This is a genomic window from Pantoea sp. CTOTU46764 (assembly GCF_031974595.1).
Taxonomy (GTDB): domain Bacteria; phylum Pseudomonadota; class Gammaproteobacteria; order Enterobacterales; family Enterobacteriaceae; genus Pantoea; species Pantoea trifolii.
In genome coordinates this window covers 24848-48820 of the sequence record NZ_DALYOQ010000003.1, presented here as the reverse complement: position 1 = coordinate 48820, position 23973 = coordinate 24848, and the positions used below count along the sequence as shown (strand labels likewise).

Genomic DNA, 23973 nt, shown 5'->3' with positions numbered 1-23973 from the left:
AATGCAATTTTTGCATGCAGTCAAAATCATTACCTGAGGAGTTAACCATGTCACACACCCAACTGCTGGCGCTGGATGGCTTGTCCTGCGGCCACTGTGTTAAACGCGTTAAAGAAGCGCTGGAGCAGCGCAGCGATGTTGAACAGGCCGACGTCACGCAGCAAGAAGCGCGCGTCACCGGTGCGGCGAGCGCCAGCGATCTGATCGCGACGGTTGAACAAGCCGGCTATCACGCGGTGCTGAAAGACGGCGCAACCAGCCCAAAGCCTGATCCGTTGACAGCTACAGAGCCGCCGCCGGAGGCGCTGACAACGGAGTCGCAACCGGTACCCTCCACTGAAGCCGATCTTCCTGTGCATCACTTACTGATTGGCGGCATGAGCTGCGCCAGCTGTGTGAGTCGCGTGGAACAGGCGCTGCAAAAGGTGTCGGGCGTCAGTCAGGCACGCGTCAATCTCGGTGAGCGCAGCGCGCTAATATTGGGCGATGCAAGCGCTGAAGCGTTGGTGAACGCTGTCGATCAAGCCGGTTATTCCGCCGAAGTGATCGATGACGAACAAACCCGGCGCGAACGCCAGCAGGTCAGCGCGCAGCACGCCATGCGCCGCTTTAGCTGGCAATCGGCGCTGGCATTGCTGCTCGGCGTGCCGATGATGATTTGGGGCATGCTCGGCGACAACATGATGCTGAGCGCAGATAACCAAACGCTGTGGCGCACGCTTGGCATCATCACCTTGCTGGTGATGGAGATGGCCGGCGGCCACTTCTACCGCAGCGCGTGGCGCAGTTTGCGTCACGGCACCGCCACCATGGACACGCTGGTGGCGCTGGGAACCGGCGCGGCGTGGCTCTACTCGATGAGCGTCGCCCTGTGGCCCGAATTCTTCCCGCATCAGGCGCGTCATCTCTATTTCGAAGCCAGCGTGATGATCGTTGGCCTGATCAATCTCGGCCACGCGCTGGAGCAGCGCGCACGCCAGCGCGCCTCGAAGGCGCTGGAACGTCTGCTGGATTTAACCCCGGCGCAGGCGCGGGTCATCAGCGATCAGGGTGAAACGCTGCTGCCACTTAGCGAGGTTCAGTCCGGCATGACGCTGAAACTGGTCACCGGCGATCGCGTACCGGTGGACGGTAACGTTGCCAGCGGCGAAGCCTGGCTGGATGAAGCGATGCTGACCGGTGAAGCGGTGCCGCAGGCCAAACAGCCGGGCGACAAAATCTTTGCTGGTACGCTGGTGCAAGACGGCACGCTGCACTTTGTGGCGCGCGCCACCGGCAGCCACACCACGCTGGCGCGCATCATCAATCTGGTGCGCCAGGCGCAAAGCAGCAAACCGGATATTGGCCGGCTGGCGGATCGCATCTCCGCGGTATTTGTGCCGGTGGTGGTGGCGATTGCGCTGCTGAGCGGGGTTATTTGGTATCTGGCGGGTCCGCAGCCGCAACTGGCTTACACGCTGGTAATTGTCACCACGGTGCTGATCATCGCCTGCCCTTGCGCTTTGGGTTTAGCCACGCCGATGTCGGTGATTGCGGGCGTCGGGCGCGCCGCAGAGCTGGGCGTGCTGGTGCGTGGCGCCGATGCGCTGCAGCGGGCCAGCGAAGTCGATACTATCGTGTTCGATAAAACCGGCACCCTGACGCGCGGCACGCCGCAGGTTAGCGATGTCGTGCTATATAGCGACTGGAATCGCGAGCAGGTGCTCAGCGCGGCGGCGCAGATGGAGCAAGGCTCCAGCCATCCGCTGGCTAAAGCCATTCTCGATGCTGCGCCCGCGGTGAACGCCGAAGCGGTTAAGCAATTTCGTACAATACGCGGCAAAGGCATCAGCGCTACAGTGGCCGACAGAACGCTACTGCTGGGAAATCAGGCGCTGCTGGATGGGCAGCAGATTGATTATCGCGCCGCGCAGGCCGACATCGAACGCTTCGCGGCACAAGGTGCAACGCCGGTGCTGCTGGCCGATAATCAGCAGCTACTGGGATTGATCGCGCTGCGAGACAGCTTGCGTCCCGAGAGCAAAGCGGCGCTGCAGCGTCTGCATCAGCAAGGTTATCGTCTGATGATGCTGACCGGCGATCACCAAAAAACCGCGCAGGCGATTGCCGCCGAAGCCGGTATTGATGAAGTGATTGCCGGCGTGTTGCCGGATGGCAAAGCGCAGGCGATTACGCAGCTTCAGCAGCAAGGCCGCAAAGTGGTGATGGTCGGCGACGGCATCAATGATGCGCCCGCACTGGCGCAAGCCGATGTCGGCATTGCGATGGGGGGCGGCAGCGATGTGGCGGTAGAAACCGCCGCCATGACGCTGATGCGTAACGATCTGCACTGCGTCGCCGATGCGCTGTCGATTTCTAGCGCCACGCTGCGCAATATGCGGCAAAACCTGTTGGGTGCCTTTATTTACAACAGCCTGGGGATTCCGATTGCGGCGGGCGTGCTCTATCCATTTACCGGCATGCTGCTGAGCCCGATTGTCGCGGGCGCGGCGATGGCGCTGTCATCCATTACCGTGGTGAGCAACGCCAACCGTTTGTTGCGCTTCAAGCCGGCGCAACGGCAATAGCCATTCCAGCCCTGTTTTTCATGAGATGAAATCGCTAGCATGGTTTTTTGCCTTAAAAAGGACAGGGAATGAGACACGGTCTGTGGCACAGCATCCAACAACGGATCGCGACCCTTTTTCCGGCCAGTTACAGCTGGCCGGCGATGGATATTCAGCTGGGCGATCGTCGTTTGCATCTGGCGGGCAGCATTCACATGGGCACGCGCGATATGCAGCCGCTGCCTGCCGGGCTATTGCGTCAGCTGCATAAAGCCGACGCGTTAATTGTCGAAGCCGATATCACCCAAGGCGGATCGCCATTTAGCGAAGATGATCAATGCCCGCCGCTGGCGACTCGGCTGGATGACGAGACGCTGCAACGATTGCACGCGTTGTGCGATGAGGTTTCGCTGTCGATCGGCCTGTTCGATACGTTGCCTTTTTGGCAGATCGCACTGATGTTGCAGGCGCAACAGGCGCAGCGGCTGGGATTGCGTCCGCAGTTTGGTATCGATTATCAGCTGTTGCAGGCGGCCAAAGCGGCCAACAAACGCATTATCGAGCTGGAAGGTCCAGAAACGCAGATCGCCCTGCTCAAATCGCTGCCGCAGGATGGTTTGCCGCTGTTGCTGGATACGCTGGAACACTGGCACACCAATGCGCGCCTGCTGCAAACCATGATCAGCTGGTGGCTGGACGCGCCGCCGACGCAGCAACCGGTGGCGCTGCCGACCACCTTTAGCAGCGAGCTGAACGACACGCTGATGCGTAAGCGCAATCAGCACTGGCGCGAGTTGCTGCTGGCGTTACCGAAAGGACGTTATGTGGTGGCGGTGGGTGCGCTGCACCTGTATGGCGATGATAATTTGCCGGATTTGCTTAGGGGTTAACGTCTTGGTCGCCATAAATGGCGCCTCTACAAAAACGCACCAAACATCCGTAGGGTCGCCATTAATGGCGACCTACATTCCAGATGTGCTCAAAATACAAAAAAAGAAGGCCAATAATGATATTGGCCCGTCAAAGAGGAATTTGTTTATGATTTTGGTTATCACCAACAATCTCTTGCTGGCGCGGGCCAATTCTCGCGCAAAGTTCAGAATTTCGCCACTGTTTTTCCATCAAAACTGAAATAAGAATTTTCCTAACAAGGACCGATCATGACGCCCGCGGTAAAACTTCTGGAAAAACAAAAAGTCACCTTTACCCTGCATCCGTACGACCACGATAGCCATGAAACCAATTTTGGCGACGAAGCGGTACGTAAGCTGAATCTTGATGCACGTCAGGTGTTCAAAACCTTGCTGGTGTCGCTCAACGGCGATGCCAAAGCGCTGGCGGTTGCGGTGACGCCGGTCTCAACCCAGCTGGATCTCAAAAAGGTCGCCAAAGCGCTGGGCGCGAAGAAAGCGGATATGGCCGATCCGCAGCTGGCACAGCGCGTGACCGGTTATCTGGTGGGCGGCATCAGCCCGTTAGGACAGAAAAAACGTCTGCCAACGGTGATCGATCAGCAAGCTGCCGAATTTGCCACCATCTTTATCTCCGGCGGCAAACGCGGCTTGGATCTGGAGTTGGCAGCACACGATTTGTCTCGCCTGCTGGACGCGCCGCTGGCCGACATCGCGCGGCGCGATTAATCGGGCTGCTGAGCGCAAAGTTGATCGATCATCCAGCGCCCAGCCGGTCCCGGCGGATTACGTCGCGACCACACCACATCAACCGCAATACGCTGCGGCCAGCCCGGCACCGGCAACTCCTTTAGCACCTGATGCCCAAACTGCTCCACCAGCCAGCGCGGCAATATACTCCAGCCAAAACCCTGCTCCGCCATCTCAAGTAAAAGTAAGTAAGACGGAGCGGCCCACACGCGTCCCGCTGGCAGCGGATCGTGGTTTTGTACCCAGGTATTAAGCCGCAGATGCCGTAGCTCGCCCAACTGCCCTTCACTGACCTGATCCAGCTGGGAAAAAGCATGGTTCTGATGCAGATAGATCGCCATCTGCGCGCCAACCTGCAAGCGCGCCACTGCCAAATCCGGCGGCAGTTGCGGCTGCGCACGCACCACACCAAGATGCACGCGTCCGGCTTGTATCAGATCCAACGCATCAGCATCCTCGGCAATCATGCACTCGAATTCGATATCTGGGTAACGAGCCTCGAACCGGTTGAGGAGATTTTCATGGTGATCGGCCTGCCAAAAATCGGAAATCGCCATGCTGAGACGCGGCTCAACACCCTGCGACAAGCGCACTGCCAGCTCATCCAGCCGCTGGCTCGCTGCCAAAATCTGCTGCACCTGCGCTAGCGCACGTTGACCTTGCTCAGTCAGTACCGGCTGACGGCCGCTGCGATCAAACAACGTGAAACCGAGATCATCTTCCAGATTCGCGATCGCGCTACTGATGGTGGACTGGCTTTTGCCCAACGCACGCGCTGCCGCTGAAAAGGATCCGCTGGCCACGGTTTGCACAAATGCCTCAAGGGATTCTGGGGAATACTTCATGGTGAACCATCGCTTTTATCGATAGGTGATCATTTTATCTTAGCATCACACAGTGCGAAAATGCGTGTTGTCACCAATAAGGAGGTTTATATGCGTACCCGTTCGCTGAAAGAACGTTTTTATCATGCCGCAGGCTTTGAGGGGTTGGCACTTATCACTGTTGCACCGCTGGCTGCCTGGATCATGGAGAAACCGCTGTTTCAGATGGGCGCGCTGGCGATTATGCTGTCGACCGTCGCCATGCTGTGGAACATGATCTATAACAGCGGTTTTGATCGCATCTGGCCGCCGCAGGTTAAACGCGGATTCGGTTTGCGCGCGATGCATGCGCTGGGCTTTGAAGGCGGGTTTATCCTGATTGGCTTGCCGATTGCCGCCTGGATGCTGAATATTTCGTTGCTGGAAGCCTTTGTGCTGGAAGTGGCGTTCTTCCTGTTCTTCCTGCCCTACACCATGGTTTACAACTGGATGTGGGATAAGTTGCGCCACCGTTGGGTGACGCAGAAATCCTGTCAGGCTTGAGGCGCTCATTTCGAAAGAGGTCGCCATGAATGGCGACCCTACGTGCGCAGAGTTCAATGTTGCTGTGCAGCGCGCGGCCAGATCCATGCCAGAATCATTTGTGGATAGCTTGGCTTGCGTTGCTTCTCCTGCGCTTTGTTGCGCTCTTCAATTTGTGCCGCCGTCAGATGCACAATCCCGCTCGGTTGATAGTCACTCACTTTTAAAGGTGAATGCTGACTGACGTAGTCACGCAGCACATCCGCATCGCGCTGCCCGCTGTTGCTGAAACCAGCATGAGTTTCAATATTCGGATAGCCGTCGCCGCCGCTGGCGTTAAAACTGTTGGTCGCCATGCGGTAGGTTTTATCCTTTTGCAGCGGTTCGCCGTTGATCTTCACGTCGCTGACGCCTTTGCCATCCGCCACCAGACTGATGTTGCTGAACTGCGCGAAGCCGCCGGAATCCACTTTGATATTGGCTACCGTCGCCAGATAACTCAGCAGCTCATTGCCGCTCAGCGTAACCGAGACCACCTGATTGCCGAAAGGCTGCACCTGCAGCAAATCGCGCCAGCTGAGATTGCCCTGCGCCAGCGACGTACGAATGCCGCCGCCGCTCATCACCGCAAAGTCCGCTTTGGTCGCCGCCATTTGCGCGCGCAAAATCAGCTGCCCAAGATTGGTCTGCTCGAAGCGTACTTTGTCGCGCTCGCCAACAAACACGCCATCGCTGCTGCCGACTTTAACATCCAGCTGCTTGCCAGCACGCAGCTGGAAAGGCGTTAACAGCTTCATCATCGCGCTGTTCGGCGGGATCTCTTCCTGCCAGGTGAGCCAGGATTCGCTGCCATCAAGATTCTTCACTTTGTGCTTGAGGTTAACCGGGATTAGCTGGTAATTCTCCAGCGTCAGCTCGCCATTGCGGAAGGTGAAGTCGCCGCGTCCAACAAATTTGCCCCACTCTTTCGCCTGCATGATCCACACACCGTTTTGACGATCCGGCTGGCAAGGCTGGCCCGGCTGATAATCTTTTACGCTGACGTTCTCTTTCTCCATGCACACCGCATCCTGTGAATGGCCACCAATGATCACGTTGATGGTGCCCGGCGGCAGGCTGCGCGCCAGCTCCACGTCACCCGGCGCATTGCTGCCATGCTGGCCGTCGTCGTAATGGCCCATGTGCGTCAGCGCGATGATCACGTCAGGCTTTTCGCTGGCGCGTAATTCCGCCACCGCTTTCTCGGTCTCTTTCACCGGATCGCGAATATCAATGGTCGCAATATTTTCTGGATTGGCGATACGTAGCGTGTCGGTGGTGGCCAGGCCGATCACCGCAATCTTCAGCCCCATGCGGTTAAAGGTCGCCCACGGCTTGAATAAGCGTGTGTCGGTGCCTTTTTGATAGATGTTGGCCGAAAGGAAAGGGAATTTGGCCCACTTCTGCTGCTTTTGCAGCACGCTAAGTGGTTTGTCGAATTCGTGATTGCCCAGCGCCATGGCGTCATAACCCACCAGGTTCATGCCGCGAATATCGGGTTCAGCATCCAGCATGTCTGACTCGGGTACACCGGTGTTCACATCGCCTGCCGACAGGATCAGCGCGCCGCCGCCTTTGGCCTGCACATCGTAGCGCTGTTGATCCATCAGAGTTTTCTGCGCGGCAAGGCCATATTCGCCCTGCGCGTTTGTCCAGTAGCGACCGTGATGATCGTTGGTATGCAGAATACTAAAACGATAACTGCGATCCGTTTGCCACGCCTGCGCCAGCATCGGCAGCAGTAACACTGTCAGCGCCAGCCAGCGCCCCTTTCGCGGTGATAAAAACAAAGCCGATCTCCTTATTCTGCGTTTTTCCACTTAGCGGTGGACTTAATGTGCGTTATCGCCCTTCTGTTTCGCACAGATGACTGGCTAACTCAAGATGAAACTGGCAAAGCATCAATCAAACAAGCTGCATAACCGTCAGGCGCTTCATTGGATAACCCAATTCTACGCCTGGCGGCGACTTTATCGACTTAGGACCGCTTTAACCGCAACAACACCTGCTGCGAAGCCAGTTTCCCGTCGCAACTATTTTTCCGCGCCACTCTTCATTCTGCGTATTTCCAGCCGATATAGTGAGATAACTGACGAAAATGGAGCTTCAGCTGCGTTTTAGTCTCATTTTTTCATTTTAGTGCGTTTTTACCGCTCAAATGTTTAAACGCGGTCAGTGATTGTGCATTACACTAGGTTGTTACAAGCGGATACATTTGCACACAAGGAGACAGGCATGCATCACACCACACCGTTGATCACTACCATTGTCGGGGGGCTGGTCCTCGCATTTCTCCTTGGTATGCTGGCAAACCGCCTGCGCATCTCACCGCTGGTTGGTTATCTATTAGCTGGCGTATTGGCCGGCCCTTTCACGCCAGGCTTTGTCGCGGATACCAACCTTGCTCCAGAACTGGCTGAACTCGGCGTTATTCTGCTGATGTTTGGTGTCGGTTTGCACTTCTCGCTGAAGGATTTGATGTCGGTAAAGTCCATCGCCATTCCTGGCGCCATCGCGCAAATCGCCGTGGCCACGCTGCTGGGAATGGGACTTTCCTGGACGATGGGCTGGTCGTGGATGACCGGTCTGGTATTTGGTCTGTGTCTTTCCACCGCCAGTACTGTGGTGCTGCTGCGCGCGCTGGAAGAGCGTCAGCTGATTGATAGCCAGCGCGGGCAAATCGCCATTGGCTGGTTGATTGTGGAAGATTTGGTGATGGTGCTAACGCTGGTGCTGCTGCCAGCGATTGCGGGCATGCTGGAACAAGGCAACGCTAGCCCAACGCTGCTGCTGTGGGATCTGCTGCTGACCATCGGTAAAGTCGTCGCCTTTATGGTGCTGATGATGGTGGTGGGCCGTCGCGTGGTGCCGTGGATTCTGGCAAAAAGTGCCGCGACCGGATCGCGTGAGCTGTTTACCCTTGCGGTGTTAGCGCTGGCGCTCGGTATCGCCTTTGGCGCCGTTGAATTCTTTGATGTCTCCTTCGCCCTCGGCGCTTTCTTTGCTGGCATGGTGCTGAACGAATCCGAACTCAGCCACCGCGCGGCGCACGATACCTTGCCGCTGCGCGATGCGTTCGCGGTACTGTTCTTTGTATCCGTCGGCATGCTGTTTGACCCGATGATCCTGATTGAGCAGCCGCTGGCTGTATTGGGCGCGCTGGCGATTATCGTACTGGGTAAATCCATCGCCGCCTGGCTACTGGTAACGCTGCTTGGCCATTCACGTCGTACCGCGATGACCATTTCGGTGAGCCTGGCGCAGATTGGTGAATTCGCCTTTATTCTGGCCGGTCTCGGCATCTCGCTTGGCATGCTGAGCGAAGAAGGCCGCAATCTGGTGCTGGCGGCGGCGATTCTCTCCATCATGCTTAATCCGATTCTGTTTAGCATGCTGGAACGCTACCTCGACAAAACCGAGACCATCGAAGAGCAGACGCTGGAAGAAGCGATCGAAGAAGAGAAACAGATTCCGGTGGATATCTGCAATCACGCGGTGCTGGTTGGTTATGGTCGCGTCGGCAGCCTGCTGGGGCAAAAGCTGATGGAAGCGGATGTACCGCTGGTGGTGGTGGAGAACTCGCGCCCGCGCGTTGAAGCACTACGCGAGCAGGGAATCAAAGCCGTGCTGGGCAATGCAGCACGCGTTGATACCATGGAATTAGCGCGCCTCGACTGCGCCCGCTGGCTGCTGCTGACTATTCCAAATGGTTACGAAGCCGGTGAAGTAGTGACGGCGGCGCGCGAGAAGCGCCCGGATATTGAGATTATTGCGCGTGCGCATTATGACGACGAAGTGACCTACATTATGGAGCGCGGCGCAAATCGCGTGGTGATGGGCGAGCGTGAGATTGCCAACAGCATGTTGCATGTGCTGGAAGAGGAGATTGCGCAGAACCCGATTGTGCGTGAGTGCCCGATTTAAGTGAGTGCGGTCATTGAGAAGGTCGCCATGAATGGCGACCTTCCGTTTTATCGGTCCCAGTAAGACTCTTCTAAGCTGTCTTCCCGCTCCGGCAGGCCGCGCGTCAGACGCGGGGAATGCTGGTTCAGCACCTGATAACTTACCCGGTTCGCGTATTTACACACCTGTGCCAGTGACGAATAGGTCAGGTAGGCGCGGCCGTGTTTGCTGGAGTTAGGTACTTTTTGGCGGTGGAAGTTGTTGGCGGTGATGTCGTGCAGCAGCGCCGCCAGCGCACCATCGCCCGCGCCGTTGGTGTTCATGATCTTCTCTGGTCCGCCCATATAAGGCGCGATATGCGAGAAGATGCGCAGCGGCTGATCGCAATCCTTGTGGCGCATCGCGCGGCTAAATTCATATTGGTTGAACTCAGCCAGCGCGCCCGGCAGCAGCGGATGATTGGTTTTGCGTTTGTACTCTTCTTCGGTGAAACCGGCCATGTACAAACCGGTTGGCCCGGCGGTACACAGCACCAAATCCACCCAATCCAGCGCCATATTTGACGCCAGCAGCGGATCCTGTTCACCGGTCAGCGCATAGGCTTCCTCTTCGTTCATCGCCACAATCGAGACGTGGTCGCGCAGGAAATCGCGCCAGAACTGCGGGTTATCCTGAATCACGTATTTGGTGCCGAGCGTCAATACCACCGGCACATTGTGTTTTTTGGCGTATTCGATGGCGCGCAAGGTGGCTTCCGGCATCGGTTCGCCCGGCTGGCAGCGCACCAGATAGGAAGTCAGCACCAGCGCCGAGGCGCCCGCAATCACCTCTTCCGGAATGCTGTTGGCCTGCAGCTGGTTCATTAAGCCAGGGCTGATGGCGAAGGTACGTTCGCCCTGCTCGCCAATCAGCGTGAAGCAGCGGCCAATCGCGCCATCAACGCCCTGCAGGAAGTTCAGATCCATACGGCTGGAGGTGTTGCACAGGTAGCGATAGGCGTAGCCGCCGATCTGGATGTTATTGCACATCACGCCGAGCAGCACCGAGCGATCATCCGCCAGCACCGAGTAGTTATGCAGGGTATTTCCGATGGTGCCACCGGCAAATTGATGGCTGATAAGCGCTTCGCGCATCAGCTCGTTGTAGAGCGCTTCGGCGGTAGCATCATCGATCACCAGCGAGTGACCGGCGCTTAAGCCGTAACGCTGCAGAAAGTCGTCATCAACTTTGGCTTCAATATCCACCAGCGTCTGGTCGATACCCACCACCCAACTGCCCTCTTCCTGCTCTTGCTGCGTGGCTTGCAGCAGCGGATCGCGCGCGTTGACGGGAAAATAGTGTTTGGATTTGCGTTTGCCGGGAAATTTCATCGAGAGTGCCGTCAGGGAAAATCAGGCAGAGAATGATATCACACTCTCTGCCACACCCTTAACGGCGCGCGTTGACCAGCTGCACCATCATTTCAATGTGCTCAGCATCGTCGTTGAGCGCTGGAATGTACTCGAACTTTTCGCCGCCGGCATGCAGGAAAATCTCGCAGTTTTCACCGCTGATCTCCTCGAGCGTTTCGAGGCAATCCGCCGCAAAGCCCGGACTCATCACCTGCACGTGCTTGATGCCTTTGGCCGGCAAACTCTTCATGGTTTCGTCGGTATACGGCGTCAGCCACGGCTCGCTACCAAAGCGCGACTGGAAGGTCATCATGATCTTGTGCGGCGCAATACCCAATGCCGCGGCCAGCGCATCGGTGGTGTCTTTGCAGCGCAGCGGATAATCGTCGCCTTCATTGGCGAAACGCTGTGGAATGCCGTGATACGACAGCACCAGCAGATCCGGTTCGCCATGCAGTGCAAACGAGCGCTCAACCGAGGCTTTCAGCGCGGCAATGTAAGCCGGATGCTCCGCATAATCGCGGATAAACGCCACTTCCGGCAGCGAACGCAACGGTTTGAAGCTTGTGGCTAAGCCGTCCCAGACTGCGGCTACCGTCGAGCAGGAGAACTGCGGATAGAGCGGCAGCACGATGAGTTTGGTCACGCCCTGATCCAGCAAGCGTTTTAACGCGCTGTCGAGGCTTGGCTGGCCGTAGCTCATACCGAGTTCAACCGGCATATCGAGGCGCTGTGCCAATGCGTCACGCTGACGCTTGCTGAAGACCATCAGCGGTGAACCTTCATCCATCCACACGGAAGCATAAAGTTTCGATACGCGTGGCGAGCGGAAAGGCACGATGATGAAATTGAGAATCGGCCACCACAATAAGCGCGGTGTATCAACCACTCGTGGATCGCCGAGGAATTGTTTCAGATAGCGTTTAACCGCAGGTGTTGTGGGTGCGTCTGGTGTGCCTAAGTTAACCAGCAAAACCCCGGGCTTTTCTTGCCTCATGGTATTTCCTTGATGTCGAAACGAATGGGTCGAATGCAAAATCAGGGGGAAATTGTAGCGGAAATCGAGGGAGGGGAAAGCAATTGCTGCAAAAGGGCCGGACAACCGGCCCCATCAACGCATTAACCGAGAATCGTGGCCAATTGCGTGCTCACTTCAGCGACAGGACGCGTGCCGTCGATTTTGTGATATTCGGTGTTGCCGTCTTGCGCTTCTTTGCCGTAGTAGGCAATCAGCGGCGCGGTCAGCTGATGGTATTCCACCAGACGCTTACGCACGGTCTCTTCCTGGTCATCTTTACGTGTGGTCAGCTCTTCGCCGGTCAGGTCATCTTTACCTTCCACTTTCGGTGGATTGTAAGTGACGTGATACACGCGGCCCGATGGCGTATGAACGCGACGACCAACAATACGATCCACAATCAGCTCGTCCGGTACAGCGAACTCCAGCACGTAGTCAACCTTGATGCCCGCTTCTTTCATGGCGTCAGCCTGCGGGATAGTGCGTGGGAAGCCATCGAGCAGAAAACCGTTTTTGCAGTCTTCCTGAGTGATACGCTCTTTTACCAGCGCAATCACCAGCTCGTCAGTCACCAGTTTACCGGCATCCATGATCGCTTTTGCCTGTTGGCCCAGTTCCGTACCTGCTTTGACTGCCGCACGTAACATGTCACCGGTGGAGATTTGCGGAATACCGTATTTCTCCATGATGAATTGAGCCTGAGTGCCTTTACCTGCGCCCGGAGCTCCGAGCAGAATAATACGCATTGCGTAATTCCCCTTGCGAATCGCATTGTTCAATCTGAGAAGGCGAAGAACATACCATTATGGCCCGCGCACCACAAGGAAACGGGCGCGCTCGTCACGAAAGGTCTACTTTGACCTGCTTTGTCAGCAAATACCAGCAGAGTGCCTGTTTTTAGGAATTACGGCTAAGCATGAGCGCGTCTTTGAGCCGTTTTTTCAGTGTTAGCGTGACGTTCTGCTGCTTGTTGACGCCGCCACGCACGTCGGCGCGCAAGCGTAAACGCGCCTGTTGCGGCAGCACCTGAATATCCTGCGGCAATTCACTGGCATTGAGGCCGTTCGGCAGCGGAAAAAGCGCAAAGGGTAAACCCGGTTGCTGAATGGAGTGCAGGATAAAGGGCGAGTCGAGTGCGATATTTTCCACCATCGCAATATTGAACGGACACCATTCGCTGTTCTCGATCATCGTCAGCGCCTGTTCAGGTGCGTCACGAAGCGCTAATCCTTGCTCAAACAGCCGCAGTTCGCTACGCACCAGCGTGCTGAAATCGGCGGTGCGCAACGCGATCAACACCAGATTGCCGCATAACGCCGCGTGGCGATCGAGGCGAGCAACAAACAGGCGCGCATCGCTCACCAACCGCTTATGTAGCTGCGTGGCAAATGACTCCGACGCATCGGTAACGCCGTGGCTTTGGCATTCGCTTAGCGCCCGCACCCGACCTTGCTGCATATCGACATGATCCACCAATGCAATGTTGCCCGCCGTCATCGGCAAGGTGGGCAGTACGCTGAGTTCGCTGACCGGATGGTGGGAGGCATAGCGCGTTTGATTGCGCGACTGTTCCTGACGGAGAAACAGCTGGGAAAGCAGCACCCGTGAGATATGCAAAGACGGAGCGAAGAAGAGATCGTAATTTTCAAGCCGGTAATGGCGGGAAAGCAAGCTGCGAAGCTTATCGCGCGCCGCCGCCGCCCTGGCAATAGCAAGTTGTGGAGCCATCGCGTGATAGGTCTCTTATTATTGTGCTGTGTGTGGGAGGTGAAGCCTGCGGTGATAGTCGGCGTGAAACACAGAGAGCCGGAGCCGTCAACCCGCCAGAATCTGGGGGAAAGGTTAGGCCAATGCGGCTGGACATTAAAATGATATAAACTGACAATCCCTGTTAGGTTTTTACACAGGGGACGAGTATGACCGCGCTTCCATCGTTACGTGCACTGCACTATTTCCACCAGGCGGCACTGTATAGCAGTTTTAGCTTGGCGGCCGAACGTCTGCATGTCACCCATAGCGCCATTAGCCATCAGGTTCGACAGCTGGAGAGCTGGATGGGGAAGCCGTTGTTTGTGCGCACCAATGGACGCGTCAAATTAACCTCACACGGTGAACGTTTGCTGGTGAGCTGTCAGAAAGCCTTTAGCGAACTCTCCACTACCTGCGAAAGCATCCGTACCGGCATGCGCCATCACCTTAGCGTCTCCTGCGCGCCCAGCTTTCTCTCACAATGGCTGATTCCGCGTATTGCCAGCTTTTATCAGCGCTATCCCGATATCGAAGTGCAGTTTCAGTCGCTGGTGGAGATCGACCAGCTGCGCAGCGAACACACCGATGTACTGATTCTCAGCGCCGAGCAGTCGCCGGATGACGATATTGATACCACTTTGATCAGCGATGATTACATCGGCCCGCTATGCGCCCCGCAGTTTGCGGCCCGTTTTCAGAGCGAGCAGGATCTCGCCTCGCTGCCGCTTCTGCACGCCGATACACGGCTGCATGCGTGGGCTGAATGGGCGAAAACCAGCGGCGTGCGCGGTAATTACTGGATCGGCAAGCATTTCGATAATTTGACGTTAGGCATTCAGGCGGCAAGAAATGGATTGGGCGTGATTATGGCGCCGCGCTTGCTGGTGCGTCAGGAGTTGAGTGATGGCACCTTAATCGCGCCGCTGGGCTTTGTGCGCGTCGATCGCGCCACTCTGATGATGACCAAGACTTCGCGCCAGCACGATGCGGAGATTACCTTGTTTCGCGATTGGTTGCGGGATCAGGCGCAGATTTAAGAGCAGATAATAAAAAGGTCGCCATGAATGGCGACCCTACGAAGGCGAATGTAGGGGCGTCATTTATGACGCCCTTGTCAATTACCGCACCAGACTAAGCCGTCAGCAACTGGTTCATGCGACGGATAAACTGGTTGGGATCGTCCAGCGTACCGCGCTCGGCCAGCAGCGCCTGATCCAGCAGCAGCTCAACCCACTCGGCAAAGCGCGTTTCGTCCTGGGTATCAGCCACGCGTTTCACCAGCGTGTGATCCGGATTGATCTCGAAGATGTACTTCACGTCCGGCACGTCCTGACCGGCAGCAGCAAACAGCTTCGCCATCTGCGTGGTCATTTCGTTGGCATCGGTGGTGACGATCGCTGGCGTATCGGTGAGACGATGCGTCAGACGCACCTCTTTCACACGCTCGCCCAGCAGGGTTTTCACGCGCTCAACAAACGGCTCCAGCGCCTTCTCCGCTTCTTTCTGTTCTTCGGTCTCTTCGTCGGCCAGTTTGCTCAGCGAATCATCCGCTTTGCTGACTGACTGGAAAGTTTTGCCGTCGAACTCGGTGAGGTAGCTCATCATCCATTCGTCGATGCGATCGGAGAGCAGCAACACCTCGATGCCTTTCTTGCGGAACAGTTCCAGATGCGGGCTACTCTTCGCGGCGGCATAGCTGTCGGCGGTGATGTAATAAATCTTATCCTGACCTTCCACCATGCGCGTCAGGTAGTCGTCGAGCGAAATGGTCTGCTCGGCGCCTTCGCTCTGGCTGGTGGCAAAGCGCAGCAGTTTGGCAATCTGTTGCTGGTTAGCGTTGTCTTCAGCCGGGCCCTCTTTCAGCACCAGACCGAACTCTTTCCAGAACTGCTGATATTTCTCTGCGTCGTCTTTCGCCAGTTTTTCCAGCATCTGCAGGCTACGCTTGGTCAGCGCGGCGCGCAGGCTCTGGGTCACGCGGCTGTCCTGCAGGATTTCACGCGACACGTTCAGCGGCAGATCGTTGGAATCGATCAGACCACGCACAAAGCGCAGATAGTTCGGCATGAACTGCTCGGCGTCATCCATGATGAACACGCGCTGCACGTAGAGTTTCAGGCCGTGCTTGCTGTCGCGGTTGAACATGTCAAACGGCGCGCGTGATGGCAGATACAGCAAGCTGGTGTATTCCTGCTTACCTTCCACGCGGTTGTGGCTCCAGATCGCCGGATCGCTGAAATCATGGGCGATATGTTTGTAGAACTCGTTGTACTCGTCGTCGCTGATCTCGGACTTGTTACGCGTCCACAGCGCCTGGGCTTTGTTGATCTTTTCCCAGGTGGTGGTGTCGCTCTCTTCGTCTTTGCTTTCAATTTCAACCGGCAGCGCGATGTGATCGGAGTATTTGCTGATCACGTTACGTACGCGCCACGCATCGAGGAAATCGTCTTCGCCTTCACGGAAGTGCAGCGTGATTTCGGTACCGCGATCGGCTTTCTCAATCTCCGCCAATGTGTACTCGCCTTCGCCGGCCGATTCCCAGAACACCGCTTCATCGGCTTTCGCGCCAGCGGCGCGGGTGCGTACGGTGACTTTGTCCGCCACGATGAACGCCGAGTAGAAGCCCACGCCGAACTGGCCGATCAGCTGGCTGTCTTTCGCCTGGTCGGAGCCCATGGATTCGAGGAAGGATTTGGTACCGGATTTCGCGATGGTGCCGAGGTTCTCAATCACCTCATCACGGCGCATACCGATGCCGTTATCGCTGAGCGTCAGCGTGCGATTTTCCGGATTGACCGAGATACGTACGCGCAGGTCGCCGTCGCCTTCATACAGATCGGGCGTCGACAGCGCGCGGAAGCGCAGTTTGTCGGCGGCATCTGAAGCGTTGGAAATCAGCTCACGCAGGAAAATCTCTTTATTTGAATAGAGCGAATGGATCATCAGGTGCAGAAGTTGTTTTACCTCTGACTGGAAGCCACGCGTCTCTTGTCCTTTCATGGTCATTGCTACCTCAACTGAATCGGGGTTGATGATACGTTGAGAGAGAAATGGGGATGAAGGAGAGGATTTCAAGCCGATGTCTGCGAAGACATCGGCAAGTGATTAGAAATTAATCTTGTGGCGTCCGGCGAGCGAGTGCGACAGCGTGGTGCCATCGACCATTTCCAGCTCACCGCCAACCGGCACACCGTGTGCAATGCGGCTGGCGTCAACGCCATATTGTCCGCACAGCTCGGCGATGTAGTTGGCCGTGGCTTCCCCTTCCACCGTGGGATTGGTGGCGAGGATCACTTCGGTTAAGGTTTCGCGCTCGAGACGCTGCTCCAGCCGATCCAGACCGATATCCTGTGGACCAATGCCATCCAGCGGTGACAAGTGGCCCATCAGCACAAAGTAGCGGCCGCCAAACTGGCCGGTCTGCTCAATGGCGTGGATATCTGCCGGGCTTTCCACCACGCAAATCTGGCCGTTTTGCTGACGACGCGGATTGGCGCAGATGGTGCAGATTTCCTGCTCGGTGAAGGTACGGCAATCAGCACAGTGGCCGATTTCCGACATGGCGCGGGTCAACGCCTGCGCCAGACGCATGCCACCGCTACGATCGCGCTGCAACAGCTGAAAAGCCATGCGCTGCGCCGACTTCGGGCCAACGCCCGGCAGGCAGCGCAACGACTCCATCAAAGATTCAAGCAGTGGACTGGTTTGCATCAGAACGGCATCTTGAAGCCAGGTGGCAGCTGCATACCTGAAGAGACAGCAGCCATCTTTTCTTTCTGCGTTTCGTCGATACGGCGTGCCGCATCGTTGAAGGCCGCGGCGATCAGATCTTCCAGCATGTCTTTGTCATCTTCCAGCAAGCTAGGATCGACTTCGACACGACGGCAGTTGTGCGCACCGTTGATGGTTACTTTAACCAAGCCAGCGCCTGATTCACCGGTCACTTCGATCGCGGCGATCTCTTCCTGAACTTTGGCCATTTTGTCTTGCATCTGCTGGGCCTGTTTCATCAGGTTGCCCAATCCGCCTTTACCAAACATAGTTTTCTCTCTCTGCTGGGGCTGCGCGCAGTTGACGCGCGGCAGCATGTTCACACCGGTCGAATACTCTCTTCATCCAAATCGGCATCGAAGAATCGACGCAATGTCTGAATATGGGTATCGCTTTCGATAGACTGCCGCGCCTGCGACAGCTTCTCTTCATAAATGGCCTGACGCCACTCCAGTGGCGTCAATACCGTAGGATTATCGTCTTCAATAATGGTCAATTCAACCGGCTGACCGGCTGACTGACTCAGCGCGTCCGCCAGCGCTTGCTTTGCCGACGCAGAATTCAGATGGCGCTGGCTGCTACGCAGATGCAGCGTAATACCATTTGCGCCCACCTCTTTCCACGCGTTGAGCGCCACTTGCTGCACCAGTTTCGGCAGCGTCAGCGCGGCGATTTCAGCGGCCCACGCATCGCGCTGCTGGGCTTCTTCCGCCAGACGCAGCGCCAGCTCTGGCGTTTTCTCATGCTCAAGTGCCGAACGCAAGGCTTTTGGCGTCGCCACCGGCTCCGCTTTAACCTCAACCGGCAACTGCGTTTTCCAGCGATAGGCTTCCGGTTTGGCCGGGGCTTTTACCGTGGGTTCAGATGCACGTTGTTGCACACGTTCAGTGACGCTAGCGAGTCGTTCCAGCGCCGGATTCGCCGGCCGCGCGGAACGCGCTGCCGGCTCACTCTTTTTTGCTTTGCCGGCTCCCTGACGCAGCAACTGCGTTCGCGCCTGTAACAACTGGCTGGTGGCGTCGGGTAACGGATCGGGCGCAGGCTGCATGTCCGGATAATCATCCGACATTGGCGGCGCGTCATGGTTCGGGGGTGCCATCTGCGGCTGCGCAGCCGGAGCGGGCGCGGCTTTTGGTGCGGCTTGCGGCGCAGCAACCTGCGGAGCAGCTTGTGGCGTCAAGGTGGGACGCGCCACCGGCTCGGCAATCGTCGCCTGCGGATGGAACGCCAGCGCACGCAGCAGCGTCATCTCCACGCCTAAGCGCCGATCCGGTGCCAGCGGCAGATCTTTACGTCCCATCAACAGCGTTTGGTAATAGAGTTGTACGTCAGCCGGTGGCAGCACGCGCGCTAACTCGCGCAGGCGATCGGCCTGGCTAAGATCGTCCTCGCTGAGCGAGCTCGGTAACAGCTGCACCATCGCAATGCGGTGCAGCAAACGCAGCATCTCGACCAACAGCGCTTCCCACTCCACCCCGCGCGACGCGGCCTGATTCAGCAGCGCCATTACCTGTTCGCCCTGGCCATCCACCAGCGCTTCGATCAGCGCCAATGGCTGTTCGTCGTCGAGCGTGCCGAGCATTTGTGCCACGGTGTCACGCGTTACGCTGCCCTGCCCCATGGCAATCGCCTGGTCGGTCAGGCTGAGCGCATCGCGCATACTGCCGTCAGCGGCGCGCGCCAACAGATGCAGCGCACGCGGTTCGGCAGCAATCTGCTCCAGCTGCAACACATGCGCCAGCTGCTGCTGGATTTGCTCAACGTCGAGCGCCTTGAGATGGAATTGCAGGCAACGTGACAGAATCGTCACCGGCAGCTTCTGCGGATCGGTGGTCGCCAATAGGAATTTAACGTGTGATGGCGGCTCTTCCAGCGTTTTCAGCAGCGCGTTGAAGCTGTGGCGCGACAGCATGTGCACTTCATCGATCAAATAGACCTTGAAGCGACCGCGCGCCGGCGCGTACTGCACGTTATCGAGCAGATCGCGCGTATCTTCAACTTTGGTGCGTGACGCGGCATCGATCTCAATCAGATCGACAAAACGGCCCTGCTCGATTTCGCGGCAGTTGTCGCATTGTCCGCACGGCGTTGACGTGATGCCGGTTTCACAGTTAAGGCCCTTCGCCAGCAGACGGGCGATCGAGGTTTTCCCGACGCCGCGGGTGCCAGAAAAGAGATAAGCATGATGGATTCGTCCCAGTGACAATCCGTTGGCCAGCGCAGTCAGCACATGTTCCTGACCGACTACGTCAGCGAAGGCCTGGGGACGCCATTTTCGCGCAAGTACCTGATAGCTCATGTGGATTCAATCACTGGAATTTAGGGAGAAGGGAGAAAATGCAGCTTCGCAAACCCTGTTTATTTTGGCAGTAGTTTAACAGCCACCAGCGGATCAGCAACCACTAACTTTGCAGAGGTAGCGCCCCGCAGTGCAGCGGAGCGCGCAGGCCTTAGTGGCCGGGGAAATTCACCAGGCTGAAGCACTCGACGCCCATGGCGGTCAGGCGGGCTTCGCCGGTCAGGTCAAACAGATTAATCACGAATGCGGCGTCTTTAACTTCACCACCGGCGCGGCGGATCAGTTTCACGGTTGCTTCCAGCGTACCGCCGGTTGCCAGCAGATCGTCCACCACCAGCACCACATCGCCTGGCTTAATGGCATCTTTGTGCAGTTCCAGCGCATCGGTGCCGTACTCCAGCTCATAGCTTTCGCTGAAGGTTTCACGCGGCAGTTTGCCTGGCTTACGCACCGGCACAAAACCCACGCCCAAACCCAGCGCCACCGGCGCGCCAAACAGGAAGCCACGCGCTTCCGTTCCCACCACCTTGGTGATGCCTTTGTTACGATAACGCTCAACCAGAATGGCGATCGACGCGGCATACGCCTGCGGATCTTCCATCAGACTGGTCACGTCACGGAACAGAATGCCCGGCTTCGGATAGTCAGGAATGCTTTTAATGCTGTTTTTGATGAGTTCAAGCTGCTGCGCAGTTGCGGTCATAAATGTTACGCCTGGAGAAAATATCTAATACGCGCAGCTTCTCTAGCGCCAAACCCCGGAAACCGGGTTGAGCGAAGTCGTTTATAAGGGAAGCCACGCACGAAGATGCCCAAATCTATGCAAATACCCGGCTAAATGCAACCCTCACGCTACTGTTGTGGCGGGCTGATATCCTCGGCGACGACCGGAATGCGCCACATAAAAAGCAGCAGCATGCACAGCATCGCGCCTAACAGAATGCGTACCCACAGCAGGTTCACCAGATAAATCGAGACCGAAAAGGTAATCACAATCAGCAACATGGCGCGAGTTTTGGCACCGGGCGGCATGGCACGATGCTGCTGCCAGTGACGAATGTAGCGGCCAAACGGCGATTTCCACAGCAGCCAATGGTGGAAACGCGGCGACGAGCGGGCAAAACACCAGGCCGCCAACAACACAAATGGCGTCGTGGGTAATAAAGGTAATACAATGCCCAGCGTGCCTAGCACAATCGCCAGCCAGCCAAGGCTCAGTAGTAAAATGCGCTGCATGCCTGATGCCTGAATGAGTCAAAACAGCGTTACGTTAACACAGTCGGAAACAGAGTGATGCCCCAACCGCCCGCACAGCAGCGTCTCCACGCCATGTTAGATCTACTGCGCCAGCAGATTGCACAGCAGCCGGATGGTGCCTGTCGTCAGCCGCGCTTTGATTCCCAACTGTTTCGCACTAGCGGCACGCGTCTGGCGGATTATCTGCGCGAACTGGAAGGCAATATTACGCAGTTAACCGCAGCCGATACCGATGTGGCACGGCGTCAATGGCTGGCGGAGAAAGTGCTGGATCAGATTGCCGCGCTGCAACGCGAATGCCAAAGCCAACAGCTGCGCGTGAAGCGCGAGCGGCCACGCGTCGATGCACGCCAGACCAAACGTGAAGAGTATCAAGGCTACGAAAAGCGCTTACTGGCGATGATTCAAGAGCGCGAGCTGCATCTGGCGCGCGCCGAAACCCTCAGCGTTCAGCAGCAGCTAATTCGTGAAGTTGATCAATTGCAGGAGCGCCTGGCACGCTGCCGCGCCGCTATCTACAAACTGGAGTTGCCGGCTATGCCACGCTAAACGCGGCGCTTTTTCCTCTATACTCATAGCGGTGAAAAAAGGAGAAAAATCATGACGCTGGTTTTTTGGATTGTAATGGGTTTAGCGGCAGGCTGGCTTAAGCGAGTGATTTTTCCCGGTCGTCCGGGCGGTTTTGTGCCTACGCTGGTGTTGGCGGTGATTGGCGCGCTGATTGGCGGCTATATCGCCACCTACTTCACCACCGGCGATCTTGCCGCCTTACATCCAGCCGGTTTCGCCAGCGCGCTACTGGGCGCACTGTTAATGCTGCTGGTCGCGGCGAAATTACGTATTTAGGAGAAACCATGTCACTGGACAGCGCACCCGACGAAATCAAGCTTGCCGTCGATCTGATTCAACTGCTTGAAGAGAATAATGTTCCCACCGCCACCGTGCTGGCCGCGCTGGCAATTGTTCAGCGGGATTATCAACAAAAGAAAGCGGCGGAAGATGCTGCTTAACGTGGCCCGGTGGTAAGTGTTGGACTAAGGCGCAACATATCCAAAAATGCATCCACCAGCTGCGGCGCATCGGCAGCCAAATCATAAGCCTGCGGATTGAATAGCCAGTTTTCCATCATGCCGTTGATGTAGCCGCACATCAGGCGTGCAGACTGCCGCGTGTTGATGTTGCTGGGCAGCTGACCGACCTCAATACACTCTTTCAACACCACTTCAATGCGGTCGTAACACTCCAGCAGTAAGCTTTGGCGCATATCCTGTAACGTCGACATTTCGCCAACAAATTCACACTTGTGGAAGATAATCTCCATTAATGCGCGTCTTTGCGGATCCTTTGCTGTGGCGTCAAGGATATAGATCAACATTGAACGTACAACAGAAAGTGGATCACCCGGGTATTTTGTCTGATACTCAAGTTCCACATCGTCTAGCCCAGCGTCACAACGCAGCCAGATTTCATGCAAGAGATCGGCTTTGTTTTTGAAATGCCAGTAGATAGCCCCGCGCGTGACGCCGGCCGCTGTTGCGATATCCGCCAGAGACGTGGCGGCCACACCATGTTCGGAAAAGTGTGCTAATGCGGCGTCAAGAATTTGATGCCGTGTTTCAAGAGCTTGCGCTTTGGTTTTTCGTGCCATGCTGGGCTTTTTTTACAAACTTGTAAGTTTACATACATTTGTGAATGTATGTACCATAGCACGACCCGTGTTTTAACGCAGCAATGGGTTTATCGGTTTGTGATCCATTGATCATTTGATATCGGACACTAGAGGTTTATTTATGAATAAAAACAGAGGATTAGCGCCTCTGGCGGCCGTCCTGATGCTTTCAGGCAGCTTTTTGTTAACAGGATGTGATGATAATAAATCCCAGCAAGCCGCCCAGCAGCAGCCCCCAGAAGTGGGTGTTGTGACGTTAAAAAACGAACCATTGCAAATTACCACTGAGCTGCCGGGCCGTACCTCGGCTTTCCGCGTTGCGGAAGTTCGCCCTCAGGTGTCAGGGATTATTCTCAAACGTAATTTTGTTGAAGGTAGTGATGTAAAAGCCGGCCAGTCGCTGTATCAGATCGATCCCGCCACCTACCAGGCGGCCTACGACAGTGCTAAAGCGGATTTAGCCCAGGCTGAAGCCAATGCTCGCGTGGCGCAGTTGACCATCACGCGCTACAAGCCACTGCTGGGTACCAAGTACATCAGTCAGCAGGACTATGACACCGCCGCAGGCACAGCAGCCCAAACTGCCGCAGCCGCACAGGCTGCGCGTGCCAACGTTGAAACCGCACGCATCAATCTGGCGTATACCAAAGTGACCTCGCCTATCAGCGGTCGTATTGGTAAATCGTCAGTGACTGAAGGTGCGCTGGTTTCAAATGGGCAGACTACCGCGCTGGCGACCGTGCAACAGCTCGATCCTATGTATGTCGACGTGACCCAATCCAGTGATGAATTCCTGCGTTTGCGCGCAGAACTGGAATCCGGTCAGCTGAAACAGAACGACGGTAAGGCCAACGTCACCCTGCTAATGCAAAACGGTAACGCATACCCGCAAACAGGCACATTGGAATTCTCTGATGTGAGCGTGGATGAAACCACCGGTTCAATCACGCTGCGTGCCATCTTCCCGAATCCGGACAATCGCCTGCTGCCAGGTATGTTTGTGCGCGCACGTCTGGATGAAGGCACCAATCCAACCGCATTGCTGGTACCGCAACAGGGCGTAACGCGTACCCCAACCGGTCAGGCAACGGCGATGGTCGTAGGCGCGGATAATAAAGTGGAATCTCGCAATATTACCGCTAATCAGGCATTTGGTGACAAATGGCTGGTAACGGAAGGTCTTAAAGCAGGCGATCGGGTGATCACCACCGGTATCCAGCGCGCCAAACCGGGTGCGCAGGTGACGCCACAAGAAGTCTCCGATGATGCCAAAGCTGCACCAGAATCACCGTCTGCTAAATCATCGTCATAACAGGAGCCACTG

At 56.5% G+C, this 23973-nt stretch carries 24 protein-coding genes and 1 other annotated feature; of the genes, 11 read left to right on the top strand and 13 right to left on the bottom strand.

The genetic code is table 11. The features are described 5' to 3' along the window. Positions 1-47: 47 nt before the first annotated feature. The 4 genes from copA to ybaK all read left to right on the top strand — a co-directional run bounded on the left by copA (position 48) and on the right by ybaK (position 4186). Positions 48-2567, top strand: coding sequence for a copper-exporting P-type ATPase CopA (copA, locus tag RTM06_RS02000; protein WP_312179590.1), 2520 nt, complete (start codon positions 48-50; stop codon positions 2565-2567). Between the two features lie 68 nt (positions 2568-2635). Continuing rightward, positions 2636-3436: a TraB/GumN family protein gene (locus tag RTM06_RS01995; RefSeq protein ID WP_312179589.1), complete on the top strand. Its 801-nt coding sequence runs from the start codon at positions 2636-2638 to the stop codon at positions 3434-3436. 64 nt (positions 3437-3500) lie between these two features. Then, positions 3501-3677 carry a hypothetical protein gene (locus RTM06_RS01990; protein WP_258144720.1) on the top strand — a complete coding sequence of 59 codons (177 nt, stop codon included), beginning with the start codon at positions 3501-3503 and terminating at the stop codon, positions 3675-3677. A gap of 29 nt (positions 3678-3706) precedes the next feature. Beyond that, positions 3707-4186 (top strand): Cys-tRNA(Pro)/Cys-tRNA(Cys) deacylase YbaK, encoded by a 480-nt coding sequence (gene ybaK / locus RTM06_RS01985; protein WP_256695831.1) that lies wholly within the window; start codon positions 3707-3709, stop codon positions 4184-4186. Here ybaK and RTM06_RS01980 read toward each other — a convergent pair. Continuing rightward, on the bottom strand, positions 4183-5052 hold the full coding sequence (locus RTM06_RS01980) for a LysR family transcriptional regulator (RefSeq protein WP_256695830.1): 870 nt from the start codon (positions 5050-5052) through the stop codon (positions 4183-4185). The genes ybaK and RTM06_RS01980 overlap by 4 nt on opposite strands. 90 nt (positions 5053-5142) lie before the next feature. Between RTM06_RS01980 and RTM06_RS01975 the strand changes: the two genes are divergently transcribed. Then, positions 5143-5574 carry a multidrug/biocide efflux PACE transporter gene (locus RTM06_RS01975; protein ID WP_293796627.1) on the top strand — a complete coding sequence of 144 codons (432 nt, stop codon included), beginning with the start codon at positions 5143-5145 and terminating at the stop codon, positions 5572-5574. 53 nt (positions 5575-5627) lie between these two features. Here RTM06_RS01975 and ushA read toward each other — a convergent pair whose 3' ends face one another. Beyond that, positions 5628-7382 carry a bifunctional UDP-sugar hydrolase/5'-nucleotidase UshA gene (gene ushA, locus RTM06_RS01970; RefSeq protein WP_312179582.1) on the bottom strand — a complete coding sequence of 585 codons (1755 nt, stop codon included), beginning with the start codon at positions 7380-7382 and terminating at the stop codon, positions 5628-5630. A gap of 445 nt (positions 7383-7827) precedes the next feature. Between ushA and ybaL the strand changes: the two genes are divergently transcribed. After that, positions 7828-9516, top strand: coding sequence for a YbaL family putative K(+) efflux transporter (gene ybaL, locus RTM06_RS01965; protein WP_256695829.1), 1689 nt, complete (start codon positions 7828-7830; stop codon positions 9514-9516). A 47-nt stretch (positions 9517-9563) separates the two neighbouring features. Here the strand turns inward: ybaL and RTM06_RS01960 are convergent, their stop codons facing one another. From RTM06_RS01960 to RTM06_RS01945, 4 genes are all read right to left on the bottom strand, one after another. Next, complete coding sequence (locus RTM06_RS01960; protein WP_256695828.1) at positions 9564-10865, bottom strand: inosine/guanosine kinase; 1302 nt, start codon at positions 10863-10865, stop codon at positions 9564-9566. A gap of 58 nt (positions 10866-10923) precedes the next feature. Next, a complete protein-coding gene (gene hemH, locus RTM06_RS01955) occupies positions 10924-11883 on the bottom strand; it encodes a ferrochelatase (RefSeq protein ID WP_312179579.1) in 960 nt (319 codons plus the stop codon). Between the two features lie 122 nt (positions 11884-12005). After that, on the bottom strand, positions 12006-12650 hold the full coding sequence (gene adk, locus RTM06_RS01950) for an adenylate kinase (RefSeq protein ID WP_061717437.1): 645 nt from the start codon (positions 12648-12650) through the stop codon (positions 12006-12008). A 151-nt stretch (positions 12651-12801) separates the two neighbouring features. Then, positions 12802-13632, bottom strand: a complete 831-nt coding sequence (locus RTM06_RS01945; RefSeq protein WP_312179576.1) for a DUF6024 family protein — start codon at positions 13630-13632, stop codon at positions 12802-12804. Positions 13633-13820: 188 nt separating this feature from the next. On the opposite strand from RTM06_RS01945, the gene RTM06_RS01940 reads away from it, so the two are divergent. Continuing rightward, on the top strand, positions 13821-14690 hold the full coding sequence (locus RTM06_RS01940; RefSeq protein WP_293796640.1) for a LysR substrate-binding domain-containing protein: 870 nt from the start codon (positions 13821-13823) through the stop codon (positions 14688-14690). Between the two features lie 94 nt (positions 14691-14784). Here RTM06_RS01940 and htpG read toward each other — a convergent pair whose 3' ends face one another. The 6 genes from htpG to RTM06_RS01910 form a co-directional block, all read right to left on the bottom strand. Then, complete coding sequence (gene htpG, locus RTM06_RS01935) at positions 14785-16659, bottom strand: molecular chaperone HtpG (protein ID WP_312179571.1); 1875 nt, start codon at positions 16657-16659, stop codon at positions 14785-14787. 99 nt (positions 16660-16758) lie between these two features. Beyond that, positions 16759-17364, bottom strand: coding sequence for a recombination mediator RecR (gene recR / locus RTM06_RS01930; RefSeq protein WP_008103873.1), 606 nt, complete (start codon positions 17362-17364; stop codon positions 16759-16761). After that, entirely contained in the window at positions 17364-17693 is a 330-nt protein-coding gene (locus RTM06_RS01925; RefSeq protein WP_008103874.1) for a YbaB/EbfC family nucleoid-associated protein, read from the bottom strand. Before RTM06_RS01925 ends, recR begins: the two co-directional genes overlap by 1 nt. A gap of 50 nt (positions 17694-17743) precedes the next feature. Continuing rightward, entirely contained in the window at positions 17744-19723 is a 1980-nt protein-coding gene (gene dnaX, locus RTM06_RS01920) for a DNA polymerase III subunit gamma/tau (RefSeq protein WP_312179568.1), read from the bottom strand. Beyond that, positions 18341-18402, bottom strand: a sequence feature (DnaX frameshifting element). It overlaps the preceding gene by 62 nt. A gap of 151 nt (positions 19724-19874) precedes the next feature. Further along, complete coding sequence (gene apt / locus RTM06_RS01915) at positions 19875-20426, bottom strand: adenine phosphoribosyltransferase (protein ID WP_008103878.1); 552 nt, start codon at positions 20424-20426, stop codon at positions 19875-19877. Positions 20427-20575: 149 nt separating this feature from the next. Then, entirely contained in the window at positions 20576-20959 is a 384-nt protein-coding gene (locus tag RTM06_RS01910) for a DUF454 family protein (protein ID WP_312179566.1), read from the bottom strand. A gap of 57 nt (positions 20960-21016) precedes the next feature. Between RTM06_RS01910 and RTM06_RS01905 the strand changes: the two genes are divergently transcribed. From RTM06_RS01905 to rsmS, 3 genes are read left to right on the top strand one after another with little or no spacing between them, the layout of a single operon-like run. Continuing rightward, a complete protein-coding gene (locus RTM06_RS01905) occupies positions 21017-21529 on the top strand; it encodes a primosomal replication protein (RefSeq protein ID WP_265299703.1) in 513 nt (170 codons plus the stop codon). Between the two features lie 51 nt (positions 21530-21580). Continuing rightward, entirely contained in the window at positions 21581-21826 is a 246-nt protein-coding gene (locus RTM06_RS01900; protein WP_265299705.1) for a GlsB/YeaQ/YmgE family stress response membrane protein, read from the top strand. Positions 21827-21834: 8 nt separating this feature from the next. Further along, entirely contained in the window at positions 21835-21990 is a 156-nt protein-coding gene (gene rsmS / locus RTM06_RS01895; RefSeq protein WP_008103886.1) for a pleiotropic regulatory protein RsmS, read from the top strand. Here rsmS and acrR read toward each other — a convergent pair. Then, the gene (acrR, locus tag RTM06_RS01890; protein WP_061717444.1) at positions 21987-22628 is read right to left on the bottom strand and encodes a multidrug efflux transporter transcriptional repressor AcrR; all 642 of its coding nucleotides are present in this window, start codon (positions 22626-22628) and stop codon (positions 21987-21989) included. The genes rsmS and acrR overlap by 4 nt on opposite strands. A gap of 142 nt (positions 22629-22770) precedes the next feature. Between acrR and RTM06_RS01885 the strand changes: the two genes are divergently transcribed. Continuing rightward, positions 22771-23961, top strand: a complete 1191-nt coding sequence (locus RTM06_RS01885; protein ID WP_008103889.1) for an efflux RND transporter periplasmic adaptor subunit — start codon at positions 22771-22773, stop codon at positions 23959-23961. Positions 23962-23973 lie beyond the last annotated feature (12 nt).